Origin of the sequence: Enterococcus sp. AZ077 (assembly GCF_051714965.1) — a bacterium.
Classification (GTDB): Bacteria; Bacillota; Bacilli; order Lactobacillales; family Enterococcaceae; genus Enterococcus_B; species Enterococcus_B hirae.
This window is the reverse complement of the sequence record NZ_JBIOSX010000001.1, coordinates 2,463,398-2,477,035: the sequence shown is the minus strand read 5'-3', so window position 1 is coordinate 2,477,035 and position 13,638 is coordinate 2,463,398. Positions and strand designations below refer to the sequence as shown.

Genomic DNA, 13,638 nt, shown 5'->3' with positions numbered 1-13,638 from the left:
CTTTATTTTTTTAGGAAAGAAAGGAATGGAGTTTTCATGCGTGTACGTAATCGCCCAGGTGCTGCTGAAATGCTAGCAGCGCATCCAGATCTAGTAATAAGTGAACCAACCAAGTGGAGAGGTAAGTGGAACGAACTATTTGGCAATGAGCAGCCGATCCATATTGAAATTGGTATGGGAAAAGGTCAGTTTATCACAGGAATGGCTAAGGCTCATCCTGAAATCAATTATATCGGGGTAGAAATGCAAGTCAGCGTTGTATCAATTGCTTTAGATAAATTAATTGAACAACCATTACCAAATTTAAAACTATTGCATGTTGATGGTTCAGCGTTGACGGAATATTTTGCAGATAGTGAGATTGATCAAATCTATTTGAACTTTTCTGATCCGTGGCCTAAAAAAAGACATGAAAAACGCCGGTTAACGTATCATACATTTTTAGCGGTGGATGAACAAATTCTACGCCCTAAAGGAGAAATCCATTTTAAAACAGATAACCAAGGACTATTTGAATATTCATTAGCTAGTTTTTCTCAATACGGCATGATCATCAAACAAGTATGGTTAGATTTACATCAAAGTAAATATGAAGGAAATATCATGACTGAATACGAAGAAAAATTTTCTTCAAGAGGTCAAAGAATCTATCGTGTTGAAGCTCAATTTCCAGATAAAACGAAGAAATAATGACTTCATTTAATCAAAAGCAACCGAAACATTTTTGTTTCGGTTGCTTTTTTGGTTGTAGATGCAGCTGTTCGAGCAAGGAAAAATTGTAGGACAAAATATTTTCGTATTTATTTTATATAGAAGGTTCAATCAAGTTAAATTTAGAAAATGAAAATAAGCCTTTATCTGTGATCTTTAATTCGGGGATGACAGATAATGTTAAAAATGAAAGTGTTAAAAATGGATCGAATGATTGACTGGCACCTAACGCATGTGCTTCTTTAGTTAAGGAAACTAACTGCTCATTCACAGCTAAAAAAGGTTCTTGAGACATTAAGCCACCGATTGGTAAGGGTAAACAAGCCAACTCTTGACCATCTGCAACAGCGATCATTCCGCCACCTTTTTTGATTAATTGGTTTGCTGCTATTAACATATCTTCGTCATTCGTTCCCACCACGACGATGTTATGGGAATCATGCGCAACAGTTGTTGCAAGAGCTCCTTTCTTTAGTTGAAATCCCTTAACGATCCCAACGCCAACATTTCCTGTTCGATGGTGACGTTCGATCACAGCAATTTTTAGTTGGTCGTTGGCAATTGAAGGAACAAAGACACCGTTTTTTGTGTCTACTTCTACGAGACAATCATTGGTCAATAAACTATTAGGAATGACTTCGATCATGTGGGCTTTTTCAGTACAAAGTGGTAAAGCAAAAGAATCGACCGTTAATGGTTTCACATCCATTTTTGGTAATTTTTGAGCATAAGTATTTTTTTGTCTCGGAAATTGTTCCAGATTCAATTGTGCATTCTCTACCACGATTTTTCCATTAGAAAAGACAGTATTGATTGGAAGAGTCGTTAAATCATTGGTTAAAAAGAAATCAGCTTGATAGCCAGGTGCGATGGCGCCTAGCTGACTTAAGCCAAAACATTCGGCAGCGTTTAGTGTGGCCATTTGAATAGCTTGTAATGGTTCCATTCCTAAATGGATTGCTTGGCGTATGATGTGATCGATAGAGCCTTCTGCAACCAGATCATCGATCAGTTTATCATCCGTGACAAATAAACAACGTCGTGAATTTTCTGGTGTTACAACGGGAAGGAGTGCTTCGAGGTCTTTTGCAACTGTCCCTTCTCGAATCATTAAATACATCCCTAAAGCTAGACGTTCTTTTGCTTCTTGTGCGTTAGTCGCTTCATGGTCGGTTTTTATACCAGCCGTCAAATAGACGTTTAGCTCATCTCCTTGAATACCAGCTGCATGACCATCGATTTTCATATTTTTCTCATGCATCAATTGTAATTTATCAATGATGGTTTTTTCGTTATTTGCAACAGCTTGGTAGTTCATCACTTCAGCAAGTCCCAGCACTTCAGGACGATCAAGAAAAGGAATGAATGATTGAGCATCTAGCACTGCGCCGCTTGTTTCAAAAGGTGTTACAGGAACGCAGGATGGCAGCATGATAAAAATATTCATTGGTACGGATTGGGCATCTTCAATCATAAAATCAAGCCCAATACTCCCTGCTACGTTTCCTATTTCATGAGGATCAGTAATTACCGAGGTGACGCCATGTAATAAAGAAATTTTTGCAAACTCGCTTGGAGATAAAAGTGAACTTTCGATATGCACATGCCCATCAATAAGTCCTGGTACGAGGTATTGATTTTTTGCATCATAGATTTCTTTGCCTTCGTATTGACCGATCCCCACGATTTTACCGTCACAAATCGCAACATCACCGGTTAGGATTTCTTTTGTAAAAACGTTGACGATTTGTGCATGTTTGATTACCAGATCAGCTGGTTCTTTTTTCCCAGCGACTAAAATATGCTTTGTTCGTAATGATTCCACCATGTTCCCTCCAAAATAAATTTTTAATAGTATAACATAAATTCGGATTTTGCCCATCTTTTAGCATTTAATGATACAAAAATAAAATAGTATTAGAAAAAAGACGTATGTTTTTTATGGAGGGGATAAGATGGATATAAAGGAGATATCAGATGATCTCATTAATGAAAGTTATAAAAAACGTGTTCAAGATATCTATATAATGCCTAATCAAACTGATTTCAATATTTATTACCGCTATAGTAAAAAACGAACATTCCAAAAAAGTATTGCATCAGATATTGGACAACAATTAATCTCACGCTTTAAATATTTAGGAGAGATGGATATCGGTGAGAGAAGAAAAGCGCAATTAGGTGCAATGACTTACGTCTTAAAAGAAAAAGAGGTCAGACTGAGACTGTCTTCTGTAGGTGATTACTTACAAAGAGAAAGTTTGGTGATTCGATTACTTTATGATTTGTCTGAAAAACAGTTCCGCTGTTTTTGTCCTGAGGATTTAAAGGTGATCAATGAGCGGAGTAAAAAGCGTGGGCTCTATTTGTTCAGCGGACCAGTTGGGTCAGGAAAAACTTCTTTGATGTACTATTTGGCACAAGATAAAGAGGTACAAGTAATTACAATAGAGGACCCAGTAGAAATTGAAGAAACAGCCTTTTTACAATTACAAGTAAACGACAAAATCGAACAAACGTATGAGGAATTGCTGAAGCTTGCATTACGTCATCGTCCAGATTTATTGATCATTGGAGAAATCAGAGATAGCAAGACAGCGAATGTAGCAATTCGAGCAGCGTTGACAGGTCACCGTGTATTTGCGACGGTTCATGCCCGCCATTTAGATGGAACCGAAGCGAGAATTCTTGAATTAGTTGGCAGAAGCGATGAGTTTTTTGAATGTTTATCTGGCGTAATCTACCAAGAAATCCTTTTAGACCAAACACAAGCAGCAGCAGCTTTATGGGGTTACAACTTTACCTACAATGATTTTGAGAGGAAAGGGTGGGACCAAAGCTATGAAGAAGCAAAAAATAGTCGCTGGCGATCGTTTGCCTTCTAAGAAAATGTCACTGAACCATCAAGCAAAGTATATTCGACTGATGGGGGAGTTACTTGACCATGGATTTAGTATTCAAGAAGCAACGGAAATATTGTTGAAGATCACACCTGTCCCCCATATTTATTTACAGCAAGGACACCGTTTATTGCAAGAAGGACATTCTTTTTATGAGGTTCTACAAGCATTGGGTTTTACTCAAGACAAGCTTGTGCAAATCGAGTTAGCCAGTGCGCATGGGAACTTGATCCAAACATTGAATGGGATGGCAGAACAATTTCGTCTCGTAGCAGAATTTCGAAAAGAATTAAAAAAGATGATCAGTTACCCGTGTTTACTGTGTTTGTTTTTATTAGGGATCTTAGTTGCATTACGCCAATTTATTTTGCCACAGTTATTAACTTCGGAAATGGTCATGGATACGCATTGGGGAATCCGATTCTTGCAGTCCTTTCATTGGTATGTTCTTCTTGTTTTACTATCTGTTGGTTTATTATGTCTGTTTATCAAGATCAGGCTCCTAAAAATGGATATGATTCAACGAGGGGAATGGTTCAGCAACAAACCATTGATTGGTTCGCTTTTTTCCCTCTACCAGTCTTCTTATATCGCTTTAGAATTTGGGAAATTATTCTACGAGGGATTAGAATTGCGCCAAATTATTTTTTGTTTGAAAGAAACAAAACAAGGGAGTTTGATCCAACTATTAGCATTTCGTCTGACAAAAGGGTTAGAATCAGGAATTTCTTTAGCACAGCAGTTTGAGACTTATTCATTTTTAACGGCTGAATTTAGTCAAATCGTTTTACAAGGGGAAGCAAAAGGAAACTTAGGTAAAGAACTTTTGTTTTACAGTAAATTAGCAAGACATCATTTTTTCCAAAAGGTGAACCGTGGACTTTCATGGATACAGCCAGTCCTTTTTCTAGGAATTGCCAGCTTGATTCTATTGATTTATGCAGCAATTTTACTGCCGGTTTATGGCAACATTGAGGAGGTTTTATTATGAAATATCTAGTCAATTTCAGACGAAAACAATTAAGGAATGTTGAAAGTTTTACGTTGATCGAAATGCTGATCGTCTTATTAGTGATCAGTGCATTAGTTCTCTTGTTCATCCCTAATATTTCCCGTTATCGAGATCATGTCAATCGAGAAGGCAAACAAGCAGTGATGCAATTGGTCGATGCTCAAAAAGAATTGTACTCTTTGCAAAATAATGGGAAAGTCCCAACGATCGCAGAACTCTTAAAGGAGGGATATATAAAGCAAGAACATGCAGATGCCTATAACCGCAAATAAACCAATTTGCTTTACTGGTTATACTTTGATTGAAACCTTATTTGTTTTGACGATCACTTTAGGATTATTTCTATTCCCTTCACTTTCGGTCTCAGCTTGGCAAAAGCAGATGACAATAGAGCAATTTTTTGCACAATTTGAAAGTCGGATATATGCCACGCAGAAAATAGCCATTGTCAGCCAACAAGCTACAAGAATCTTTTACGATCAATCAAAGGATCAAATTGTTTTTGACGTACCTAATCCAAATCTCGGTTGGTCAACTTTAGAGGTGCCAGATGAAATTACTGTCCAACAGATGGAAAAGCTCATATTCGCTTCGGGAACCGGAAATGAAAGTTCATTGCAAGCCTATCGGTTCTATTGGACAAATAAAAGACAAACAATCGTTTATCAATTTCAGCTAGGGAGTGGCCGATATATTAAAAAAATCGAATAGACATGCTTTTATTCTATTAGAAACAGTAATGGCTTTATTCATTACATTATCGTGTATCTTTCTTGTCAGTCACGGGAATTTGTATTTATTAACTGCAGAAAAGCAAAATAATCAGGAAATCTTATTACTTCGCAGACTATATGAAGATGTAAAAACCTACCGAATGTATGAACAAATACCGAACCGAACGTTAAATGGACCAGATAGTCAGACAACCATAACCGCTAAAAAGAAAAAGATCGAAAAAGTGAAGCTCACACAAGGAGACAAAGTGATTGAGATTACCAAAATACCAGAATAAAGCTGCCTTTACACTGATTGAATGTTTGATTTCGCTTGCCATTTTAAGTGCTGTTTTACTTTCAATCAGTCTTTTAATCACGCAAACAACGAAAGTGGAACAATATTTACAACGAAAGGATCAAAAAGAGTGGCTGATTTTTTTAGCTCAGTTTGAAGAAGAAATAAAAAAAGGAAAAAATGTCGTCATTAAAGATAACCGTATTTATTATGAGATGGAAAAGAAAACCTATTTATTTGAGCAATATCATGCGTTGATACGTAAACGAGAAGTATCAGGGGGACACCAACCTGTGTTAACACAAGTCAAACATTGGGAAGTGAGAGATTCTACTGCAGCTATCACATTTTTAATCGAATTTATAAACGGAGAGAAGTATGAGGGGATTTGGACCAAGCCACTATCATAAAAAGTATAACAAGGGGTTCAGTAGTAATATCTTATTCTCAACCTTACTATTGTTTTTAGTTTGTAGTTCCTTATTGTCGATCATTGTACAAACTTATCGCTCGACAGTAGATTTGAACCAACGCACCAAAAATTATTATGTAGCAAAAATAATCAAACAAATGGTTTTATCTGAAAGTAACGAGTTGAAAGAACAGGGAATGTATCAATATAATGTAGGAAAGGCTCATTACAAAAGAAAAGCGAATCAGCTAACGATCGAAATTCAGATCGAATCTCAGCATTTTCAGTTCATAGAAATGCTTAACAGTGATACAGAAAGTAACACAGAAAGTGAGCGAATCCATGAAAACGCACTCTTTTCTGTGTTACCGCTGTTTACATAACGTTTATGTTTTTTATTTCACAAACAAAAAAGTGTGAAAACGATTGAAATTTTGCTCATAGTTCGTTAAAATTAAACAGGTAAAATAATTGTTATAATATATCTAGAAATGAGGTGCACCATGTTACCAGAAAAAATGGAACAGGGGTTTGAACAAAACCTAAAAGCGATTCAGCTTTTACAAAATGCATTGGGAACTTCCTTTTTAGAAGCCTATGTCGAAAATGCTGAAAACTTAATCGACAACTATCAAGTACGAGTGGTAGATGGAGTACCGTCTGAAGAAATCAAGCAACAGATTTCTGCTTTGTATAAAGAACTCAGTCAACTTTCCTTTGAACCAGAAGAGTGGCGCCGTCTGTCACAACTACTGTTACTAAAGGGGAGTCAGACAGAACATCTTCAAGCGAACCATCAACTTACTCCAGATAGTATTGGTTTTTTATTTGTCTTTTTAATTGAACAGCTATTCACAAATAAAGAAGAGCCAATCAAGATTTTGGACATTGCAGCAGGAATGGGCAACTTGTTATTAACAGTTCTTTTAAACCTATCAAGTGCGGGATACCAAGCGGAAGGGATGGGTGTAGATATTGACGATACGTTATTAGCGGTTGCTGCTTCAACAAGTGATCTGACTCAGGCGAATGTTCAATATTTTCACCAAGATGGCTTACAAGAATTACTGATTGATCCAGTGGATGTAGCTATCAGCGATTTACCGATTGGTTATTATCCGAATGATCAAAAAGCAAAAGAGTTTTTAACAAACACCACACAAGGGCATAGTTATGCCCATCATCTGCTATTAGAACAGGCAATGAAGTATGTCAAACCAGATGGATTCGGTCTGTTTTTGATGCCAAGTAACTTCTTAGAAACAGAACAAAGTGAAGAAGTCAAAAGATGGTTTAAAGAAGAAGGATATCTTCAAGGAATGATCCAATTACCAGATGAATTATTCCGTAACAAGCAATCACAAAAAAGTATTTTGATCTTGCAGAAAAAAGGAACAAAGGCAAAACAAGCACAAGAAGTATTACTTGTAAAACTTGATTCACTAAAGAAACCAGAGAAGGTGACTGAATTTTTTAAAGAATTTGAAACATGGAAATCGTCTTCTCTTTAATCACGCACTAAGAAGGAGAATTATATGTCTAAAACAATTGCTATCAACGCTGGAAGTTCAAGTTTAAAATGGCAGCTATATCAAATGCCAGAAGAAACCGTAATTGCTAAAGGAATTGTCGAAAGAATCGGTTTAGAAGATTCAATTTTTACGATCAAATATGGTGAAGATCAAAAATTTGAGAAAATCATGGACATCGATGACCATGAAGTAGCAGTAAAAATGTTGTTAGATCAACTGATTGCATTACAAATCTTAAGTTCTTACGATGAAATCACTGGGGTAGGACATCGTGTGGTTCATGGTGGAGAAACTTATGCTGATTCTGTAATCGTGGATGAAGCTGTGATGGATCGCATTGAAGAATTGGCAGAGTTTGCACCATTGCATAACCCTGCTAATCTAATGGGTATCAAAGCATTTAAAAAAATCTTACCTGATATCCAAAGTGTGGCTGTGTTTGACACGTCATTCCACGCAACAATGCCAAAAAGCAGTTATTTGTATAGCTTACCTGTTTCTTACTATGAAGATTTCAAAGTAAGAAAATATGGCTTCCATGGTACAAGTCATCGCTATGTAGCAGAACGTGCGGCTAAGATGTTAGAGAAACCAATCGAAGAGTTGAAATTGATCACTTGTCACTTAGGGAATGGTGTTTCAATTACGGCAGTAGATGGTGGAAAATCAGTTGATACTTCGATGGGATTCACACCACTGGCAGGTGTAACAATGGGAACACGCTCAGGGGACATTGATCCAGCTGTTTTACCTTATCTAATGGAAAAATTAGAGATTGATATTGATGAAATGGTCAACATTTTAAACAAAAAATCAGGTTTGTTAGGTCTAACAGGTTTATCAAGTGACATGCGTGATCTTGAGAAAAACTATGAACAAGAACATATCCATTTGGCATATGACATCTTTGTAGACCGTATCCGTAAATATATTGGTGGATATGTGACAACGATGAACGGCGTTGACGCAATTGTTTTCACTGCTGGAATTGGCGAAAATGATGGGCACGTCCGTAGTGAAATCATTAAAGGCATGACATGGTTTGGTTGTGAAATTGATCCTGAAATGAATAAAAAACGTGGGGAAGAATTAGATATCTCCACAAAAGATTCAAAAGTCAAAGTACTTGTCATTCCAACTGATGAAGAATTGATGATCGCTCGTGACGTGGAACGTTTACGTAAATAAACTATTTGTTTGCTGGACAGCAATCAACCTTACTTAAGGACCTCAAAGAGAGCCTGGGACAAAACAACTTGTCTCAGGCTCTTCTAGTATCTCTAAAAATGATTAAACGGCGTTCAAGAAGCAACTCCTCAACAATAAGCGATGATTTTCTAAAATATGAGGAGTTATTCTAAAAAATCCTCTTTTATCATATGTAAAAATAAATAAAAGCGGTTGTGACATACTTTTGTCACAACCGCTTGTTTAGTAATTAATCATTCTTTTTCAGGTAATTTATTCTCTAAATCAGTACGTACCACTAGAACATCACAAGTGGCGTTACGAATCACATATTCTGAAACAGAACCAATAAATAGACGTTCAACAGCATTCAATCCTGTTGCACCTAACATGATTAAATCTACATGGTTATCCTCAGGAATTTCTTTAGCGATGATTTGTTTCGGCGAGCCGTATTCAATCACGGTAGTAACATTGTTCAATCCCGCTTTTTTAGCATTTGCTTCATAATCAGCTAGCGTTTGCTTCGCCATTTCAGTTGCTTGCTCTGCCAACATGCCATCAAATGATGAAACGGTTTGGAAAGAACGAGTATCAATCACGTGTGCTAATAAAAGTTCTCCATTATTTCTGATAGCAACGTTTACGGCTTTTTTAAAAGCTAATTCAGCTTCATCAGAGCCATCTACGGCAACCATAATTTTTTTGTACTGTTGTAACATAAGCATTCACTCCTTCAGATAAATCAATCATTTATAATTCTATTGTAAAACAAGTTGAACAAAAAGAGAATTATTTACTGTTTGGTTTGACCATTTTCCGAGCGAAAGTAAAACTGAAGACAGAAGCAACAATAATGACCAAGAGCAGGTAAGCCAAAGCAATAAATCGTTGATTGAAGAAGGCGACAAAAATACCTAACACCCCTAGGAAAGCGTAAATGGCACCATAGAATTGTAAATAGCCACGATTTTTTTCTGTTTCTTCTATTAATACGAAAAAGATGGGTTGTTTTTTTAATAAATAATAGCTAACAAATAATAATAATAATGCGGCAATGCCCATTAAAAGTTGAATCATAGAAATTCCTCCAAAAGTCTAAAGATTGGTCAAATAATGTTTTTCAAGGGATCTACTCGAAAAAAAAGGAGCTGTACCAAGTAATTGGCATAGCCCCTTAATCTTCAAAAAATGGTAATCTCCGTTAATGCCGTTGTTCGTCCTGTAGTATTGATCCCGCGAATTCAAGCAGGTGGGTCCCACGGTCGTAGCCTCGAACTACCAAATGATAAGGCATGTTACCAGCAGTGACACAAGACGGGTCCCAAGATATCAATAAAAATGTTCGGTCAACACACAAAGAGGACAATTCGAACATCACAGATTTCCCACCTCTATAGTAGCATATGGAAATAAAAAGAGCAATGAGAGCGCTCATGGAAAATCAAGTCTATGTCGTTGGCTTATTGCCTCCTGATTTTTTCCATTCTTTGATTCGCTGATATTGTTGCCCAAGGGCTTGTTCATATTTCCCTGTAGTCTTCGGATGATAATAAGACGCTTGTTTTAATTTGTCGGGTAAATATTGTTGGTTCACCCAGGCTTGATCAAAATTGTGAGGGTATTGATAACCAATCCCACGATTCAATGCCTTGGCTCCTTGGTAATGACTGTCTCGTAAATGATCGGGCACTTCGCCAGCGTTGCCTGAGCGGATATCAGCAATCGCTTCATCTAAAGCGGCATAAGCAGAATTTGATTTAGGAGAGAGACAAAGATCAACTACGGCATCTGCTAAAGGAATCCTTGCTTCGGGAAGTCCTAGACGTTCAGCAGCTAAGACAGCATTGACAGTTCTAGCTGCGGCAGCAGGGTTTCCTAGACCAATATCTTCATAACCAATCACCATCAAGCGCCGACAGATACTTGCCAGGTCACCAGCTTCAACCAAACGGGCTAAATAATGAAGTGCTGCATTAACATCGCTTCCTCGGATCGATTTTTGAAATGCTGAAATCACGTCATAGTGAGCATCTCCATCTTTATCATGAGTAAGTGCTTTTCGTTGGACACATTCTTCAATGATGGCTAATGTCAAATGAATGATCCCCTGTTCATTTGGCTCGGTCGAACGAGCCGCTAATTCCAAGCCGTTGAGTGTGCTTCGAAGATCGCCGTTCGTTGCCCGTGATAGATGAAGCAAAGCGTTTTCGTCTAATTCAATAGCTAGATGACCAAGCCCACGCTCTTTATCACTTAGAGCTGATCGAACCGCTTGCTGGATATCTAATTCGTTTAAGGGTTTTACTTCAAAAATCTGTGTTCGACTGCGAATAGCAGGATTAATCGTGATATAGGGGTTTTCAGTTGTTGCGCCAATCATGATGATCCGTCCATTTTCCAGATGAGGGAGCAAAAAATCTTGTTTCGTTTTATCAAGACGATGGATTTCATCAAGTAAGAGAATGACAGTGCCACTCATTTTGGCTTCTTCGGCAACTACTTGTAAGTCTTTCTTGGAATCAGTTGCTGCATTGAGCATGCGAAAGGCAAATTTGGTTGAGCCAGCAATCGCACTAGCAATACTGGTTTTACCAGTTCCTGGTGGACCATATAAAATCATGGAAGACAACATTTTGGCATCAACCATTCGCCGAATAATTTTTCCTTCACCAACTAAATGTTCTTGTCCTACGACTTCATCGATCGTTCGTGGACGCATCCGATAAGCTAAAGGTTGCTGCATAAAACGGCCTCCTTTTTTATTTTTCGTTCGTTAATTATAACATACATTAGGACAATCCACTTTATGGTAACGCTAATTTAGAACGCCGTAAACCGTAAAGTGAAAGGAAACGAGTTTACTCATATTCAGGCTAAGTTTAACAGGGAGGATTCTTATTGAAAGGACTGGGGGGACTTTTAAAATAAAGCACCAGTTTCCTCGTTTATTCTGATTTGAGGTAAAATAAAGGGAGTGAAGACACAGATGGCTTGGAGGAGGAGAAAAATGAAAGCGACACGATTATTGAGTGAAACATTGTTACGAGCACAAGAACGGTTTGAAGAAACGTTAGACCAGCTAGATGTAGCTGAAGCAAATACGATGCCGGCACCTTTGATCAAATCAGTAACTTGGCTGATCTGGCATACTGCTCGAGAATTAGACCTTCAAATATCCGATTTGAAAAATAGTGAACCACTGTGGTTTAGTCAAGACTGGTCTGGAAAATTTGCATTAGATCTGCCTGATGATACGCAAGATTGGCAACACACACCTGCGGAAGCAAAAAAAGTCGTCGTAACAGACAAAAAACTACTTACAGATTATTTAGCTAATAGTGTTTCATTGACGATTGAGTACTTGGAACAAGTCGATGAAGGAACACTTGATGAAGTCATTGATTCCAACTGGACACCTCCTGTCACACGTGAAGATCGTCTCGTGTCGATCATTGATGATGCAGTGATGCATTCTGGTCAGGGGATCTATACTCGCCGACTGGTGATCGGTAAATAATGAATGCTAAACCTTGTTCTGGTTTGAACGGTCTATGTAAAATCCTATAAAAGGCTGTGACAGAAGTGTCTAGTTCTGAAAAATAAGCCGGAGAATCCGAAGATAGTTCTTCCTATTTTTGGGATTTTTCGGCTATTCTTATCTGCCTGTCTATTGCTGTAGGTTTTTCTTGGTTTCCATAGCTTATGCTTTCAATATTGTGTATGATAAGGGTGGTGAATAAAATGACAAATAAAGAGCAATTAGATGAACTTTTATTGAATAAAACAACACCCGAAGTTGCCAGAGATCTTTTAGGGATGTATTTAGAATATGTTACGCCAACTGGTACCGTTGGTGGTTACATCGTTGATGCAGAGGCATATCTTGGTCCAGAAGATGAAGCGGCTCATAGTTTTGGGATGCGCAGAACCCCACGAGTGGCAGCGATGTATGAAAAGCCAGGAACGATTTATCTTTATACGATGCACACCCACCGTATTTTAAATATTATTACGCAACCTGAAGGGATTCCACAAGGGGTAATGATCCGTGCGATCGAGCCTGCAACTGGTGTGGCTCAAATGAGCATTAACAGAGGTGGGAAGACTGGTCCTGATATTAGTAACGGTCCCGGAAAATTGGTAGCGGCATTAGGATTACCACAAGAACTTTATGGACAATCGATTTTAGACAGTCCGTTGCATTTTGTTTTTGAAAAAACAAAAATACCTAAGAAAATCATGGCTTTGCCAAGGATCGGTATTCCTAACAAAGGAGAATGGACAGACAAACCATTACGTTTTGTAGTGGCTGGAAACCCATATCTATCATTACAAAGAAAGAACCTGGTGGAGGAAGACTGGGGCTGGAGGAAGAAAAAATGAAAAAAACAAACTTACTAGACTACTTAGACAAAACAATCGAAAAAACGATCACTGATTATGATGTGGCATTAGACTGGGATACGAAAAACCATACGATTGAAATCATTGTCCGACTATTTGCAGAAAATAAAGCGCATTTGGAAATCGATGATGCCGAAGGTGTAGTTTCCGAAGAAGAAATCATTGAATTTGAAGATGGTATTTTATTGTTCAATCCACAAAAATCCCATTTTGATGAAAAAGATTATCTAGCGGTTATTCCTTATGAAGGGAAGAAAGGGATAGCCAAATCGGTCATTGATGCATTGATTGAGTATTTGAACGAAGTATTAGCGCAAGGGCAAAGTGATCTCTTAGATTTTCTTGATGCAGATGATGAAACGGCAGTGTTTGAGTTGAATTGGGACAATCAACAGTTAGCAAAACTAGTCGAAGAAAAACAGCAAAATGAGACGGACGTCTATTTGCCTTATCCAAGTTATTAAG

17 protein-coding genes and 1 other RNA gene are annotated in these 13,638 nt (G+C 37.7%); 13 read left to right on the top strand and 5 right to left on the bottom strand.

The genetic code is table 11. The annotated features are described in order from the left end of the window. The first annotated feature begins 36 nt into the window (after positions 1 to 36). Entirely contained in the window at positions 37 to 690 is a 654-nt protein-coding gene (trmB, locus tag IGL28_RS11540) for a tRNA (guanosine(46)-N7)-methyltransferase TrmB (RefSeq protein WP_010720901.1), read from the top strand. Between the two features lie 115 nt (positions 691 to 805). Here trmB and ade read toward each other — a convergent pair whose 3' ends face one another. After that, positions 806 to 2,536 carry an adenine deaminase gene (gene ade / locus IGL28_RS11535; protein ID WP_053766349.1) on the bottom strand — a complete coding sequence of 577 codons (1,731 nt, stop codon included), beginning with the start codon at positions 2,534 to 2,536 and terminating at the stop codon, positions 806 to 808. A 130-nt stretch (positions 2,537 to 2,666) separates the two neighbouring features. Between ade and comGA the strand changes: the two genes are divergently transcribed. From comGA to IGL28_RS11490, 9 genes are all read left to right on the top strand, one after another. Continuing rightward, positions 2,667 to 3,596, top strand: coding sequence for a competence type IV pilus ATPase ComGA (comGA, locus tag IGL28_RS11530; protein ID WP_010737071.1), 930 nt, complete (start codon positions 2,667 to 2,669; stop codon positions 3,594 to 3,596). Next, positions 3,553 to 4,602, top strand: coding sequence for a competence type IV pilus assembly protein ComGB (gene comGB, locus IGL28_RS11525; protein ID WP_081128412.1), 1,050 nt, complete (start codon positions 3,553 to 3,555; stop codon positions 4,600 to 4,602). The genes comGA and comGB overlap by 44 nt, the downstream gene beginning before the upstream one ends. After that, positions 4,599 to 4,895, top strand: coding sequence for a competence type IV pilus major pilin ComGC (gene comGC, locus IGL28_RS11520; protein WP_010720897.1), 297 nt, complete (start codon positions 4,599 to 4,601; stop codon positions 4,893 to 4,895). The genes comGB and comGC overlap by 4 nt, the downstream gene beginning before the upstream one ends. Further along, complete coding sequence (comGD, locus tag IGL28_RS11515; RefSeq protein ID WP_376116151.1) at positions 4,876 to 5,334, top strand: competence type IV pilus minor pilin ComGD; 459 nt, start codon at positions 4,876 to 4,878, stop codon at positions 5,332 to 5,334. The genes comGC and comGD overlap by 20 nt, the downstream gene beginning before the upstream one ends. Before the next feature lie 28 nt (positions 5,335 to 5,362). Beyond that, on the top strand, positions 5,363 to 5,635 hold the full coding sequence (locus tag IGL28_RS11510) for a hypothetical protein (RefSeq protein WP_081128414.1): 273 nt from the start codon (positions 5,363 to 5,365) through the stop codon (positions 5,633 to 5,635). Beyond that, positions 5,610 to 6,044 (top strand): competence type IV pilus minor pilin ComGF, encoded by a 435-nt coding sequence (comGF, locus tag IGL28_RS11505; protein ID WP_034700735.1) that lies wholly within the window; start codon positions 5,610 to 5,612, stop codon positions 6,042 to 6,044. Before IGL28_RS11510 ends, comGF begins: the two co-directional genes overlap by 26 nt. After that, positions 6,013 to 6,429: a competence type IV pilus minor pilin ComGG gene (comGG, locus tag IGL28_RS11500; RefSeq protein ID WP_081128415.1), complete on the top strand. Its 417-nt coding sequence runs from the start codon at positions 6,013 to 6,015 to the stop codon at positions 6,427 to 6,429. Before comGF ends, comGG begins: the two co-directional genes overlap by 32 nt. Before the next feature lie 120 nt (positions 6,430 to 6,549). Beyond that, the gene (locus IGL28_RS11495) at positions 6,550 to 7,557 is read left to right on the top strand and encodes a class I SAM-dependent methyltransferase (protein ID WP_081128417.1); all 1,008 of its coding nucleotides are present in this window, start codon (positions 6,550 to 6,552) and stop codon (positions 7,555 to 7,557) included. A gap of 24 nt (positions 7,558 to 7,581) precedes the next feature. Beyond that, a complete protein-coding gene (locus tag IGL28_RS11490) occupies positions 7,582 to 8,766 on the top strand; it encodes an acetate/propionate family kinase (RefSeq protein ID WP_010737077.1) in 1,185 nt (394 codons plus the stop codon). Positions 8,767 to 9,020: 254 nt separating this feature from the next. Here the strand turns inward: IGL28_RS11490 and IGL28_RS11485 are convergent, their stop codons facing one another. The 4 genes from IGL28_RS11485 to IGL28_RS11470 form a co-directional block, all read right to left on the bottom strand. After that, positions 9,021 to 9,488 (bottom strand): universal stress protein, encoded by a 468-nt coding sequence (locus tag IGL28_RS11485; protein ID WP_010720888.1) that lies wholly within the window; start codon positions 9,486 to 9,488, stop codon positions 9,021 to 9,023. 70 nt (positions 9,489 to 9,558) lie between these two features. Continuing rightward, positions 9,559 to 9,846 (bottom strand): hypothetical protein, encoded by a 288-nt coding sequence (locus IGL28_RS11480; protein WP_010720887.1) that lies wholly within the window; start codon positions 9,844 to 9,846, stop codon positions 9,559 to 9,561. A gap of 114 nt (positions 9,847 to 9,960) precedes the next feature. Beyond that, positions 9,961 to 10,155: non-coding RNA, 6S RNA (gene ssrS, locus IGL28_RS11475), on the bottom strand. A 61-nt stretch (positions 10,156 to 10,216) separates the two neighbouring features. Next, complete coding sequence (locus tag IGL28_RS11470) at positions 10,217 to 11,512, bottom strand: replication-associated recombination protein A (protein WP_081128418.1); 1,296 nt, start codon at positions 11,510 to 11,512, stop codon at positions 10,217 to 10,219. Between the two features lie 264 nt (positions 11,513 to 11,776). Here IGL28_RS11470 and IGL28_RS11465 point away from each other — a divergent pair, with 264 nt between their 5' ends. The 3 genes from IGL28_RS11465 (at position 11,777) to IGL28_RS11455 (ending at position 13,637) form a co-directional block, all read left to right on the top strand. Further along, a complete protein-coding gene (locus tag IGL28_RS11465; RefSeq protein ID WP_010737081.1) occupies positions 11,777 to 12,286 on the top strand; it encodes a DinB family protein in 510 nt (169 codons plus the stop codon). A 224-nt stretch (positions 12,287 to 12,510) separates the two neighbouring features. Next, positions 12,511 to 13,152, top strand: a complete 642-nt coding sequence (locus tag IGL28_RS11460) for a DNA-3-methyladenine glycosylase (protein ID WP_053766269.1) — start codon at positions 12,511 to 12,513, stop codon at positions 13,150 to 13,152. Further along, complete coding sequence (locus IGL28_RS11455; protein WP_010720883.1) at positions 13,149 to 13,637, top strand: DUF3013 family protein; 489 nt, start codon at positions 13,149 to 13,151, stop codon at positions 13,635 to 13,637. Before IGL28_RS11460 ends, IGL28_RS11455 begins: the two co-directional genes overlap by 4 nt. Position 13,638: the final 1 nt, after the last annotated feature.

What these genes read in the sequence shown, in the direction of transcription:
- trmB (WP_010720901.1), top strand. Translation starts at nt 37, where the DNA reads ATGCGTGTACGTAATCGCCCAGGTGCTGCTGAAATGCTAGCAGCGCAT.
- comGA (WP_010737071.1), top strand. Translation starts at nt 2,667, where the DNA reads ATGGATATAAAGGAGATATCAGATGATCTCATTAATGAAAGTTATAAA.
- comGB (WP_081128412.1), top strand. Translation starts at nt 3,553, where the DNA reads ATGAAGAAGCAAAAAATAGTCGCTGGCGATCGTTTGCCTTCTAAGAAA.
- comGC (WP_010720897.1), top strand. Translation starts at nt 4,599, where the DNA reads ATGAAATATCTAGTCAATTTCAGACGAAAACAATTAAGGAATGTTGAA.
- comGD (WP_376116151.1), top strand. Translation starts at nt 4,876, where the DNA reads ATGCCTATAACCGCAAATAAACCAATTTGCTTTACTGGTTATACTTTG.
- IGL28_RS11510 (WP_081128414.1), top strand. Translation starts at nt 5,363, where the DNA reads ATGGCTTTATTCATTACATTATCGTGTATCTTTCTTGTCAGTCACGGG.
- comGG (WP_081128415.1), top strand. Translation starts at nt 6,013, where the DNA reads ATGAGGGGATTTGGACCAAGCCACTATCATAAAAAGTATAACAAGGGG.
- IGL28_RS11495 (WP_081128417.1), top strand. Translation starts at nt 6,550, where the DNA reads ATGTTACCAGAAAAAATGGAACAGGGGTTTGAACAAAACCTAAAAGCG.
- IGL28_RS11490 (WP_010737077.1), top strand. Translation starts at nt 7,582, where the DNA reads ATGTCTAAAACAATTGCTATCAACGCTGGAAGTTCAAGTTTAAAATGG.
- IGL28_RS11485 (WP_010720888.1), bottom strand. Translation starts at nt 9,488, where the DNA reads ATGTTACAACAGTACAAAAAAATTATGGTTGCCGTAGATGGCTCTGAT.
- IGL28_RS11480 (WP_010720887.1), bottom strand. Translation starts at nt 9,846, where the DNA reads ATGATTCAACTTTTAATGGGCATTGCCGCATTATTATTATTATTTGTT.
- IGL28_RS11470 (WP_081128418.1), bottom strand. Translation starts at nt 11,512, where the DNA reads ATGCAGCAACCTTTAGCTTATCGGATGCGTCCACGAACGATCGATGAA.
- IGL28_RS11465 (WP_010737081.1), top strand. Translation starts at nt 11,777, where the DNA reads ATGAAAGCGACACGATTATTGAGTGAAACATTGTTACGAGCACAAGAA.
- IGL28_RS11460 (WP_053766269.1), top strand. Translation starts at nt 12,511, where the DNA reads ATGACAAATAAAGAGCAATTAGATGAACTTTTATTGAATAAAACAACA.
- IGL28_RS11455 (WP_010720883.1), top strand. Translation starts at nt 13,149, where the DNA reads ATGAAAAAAACAAACTTACTAGACTACTTAGACAAAACAATCGAAAAA.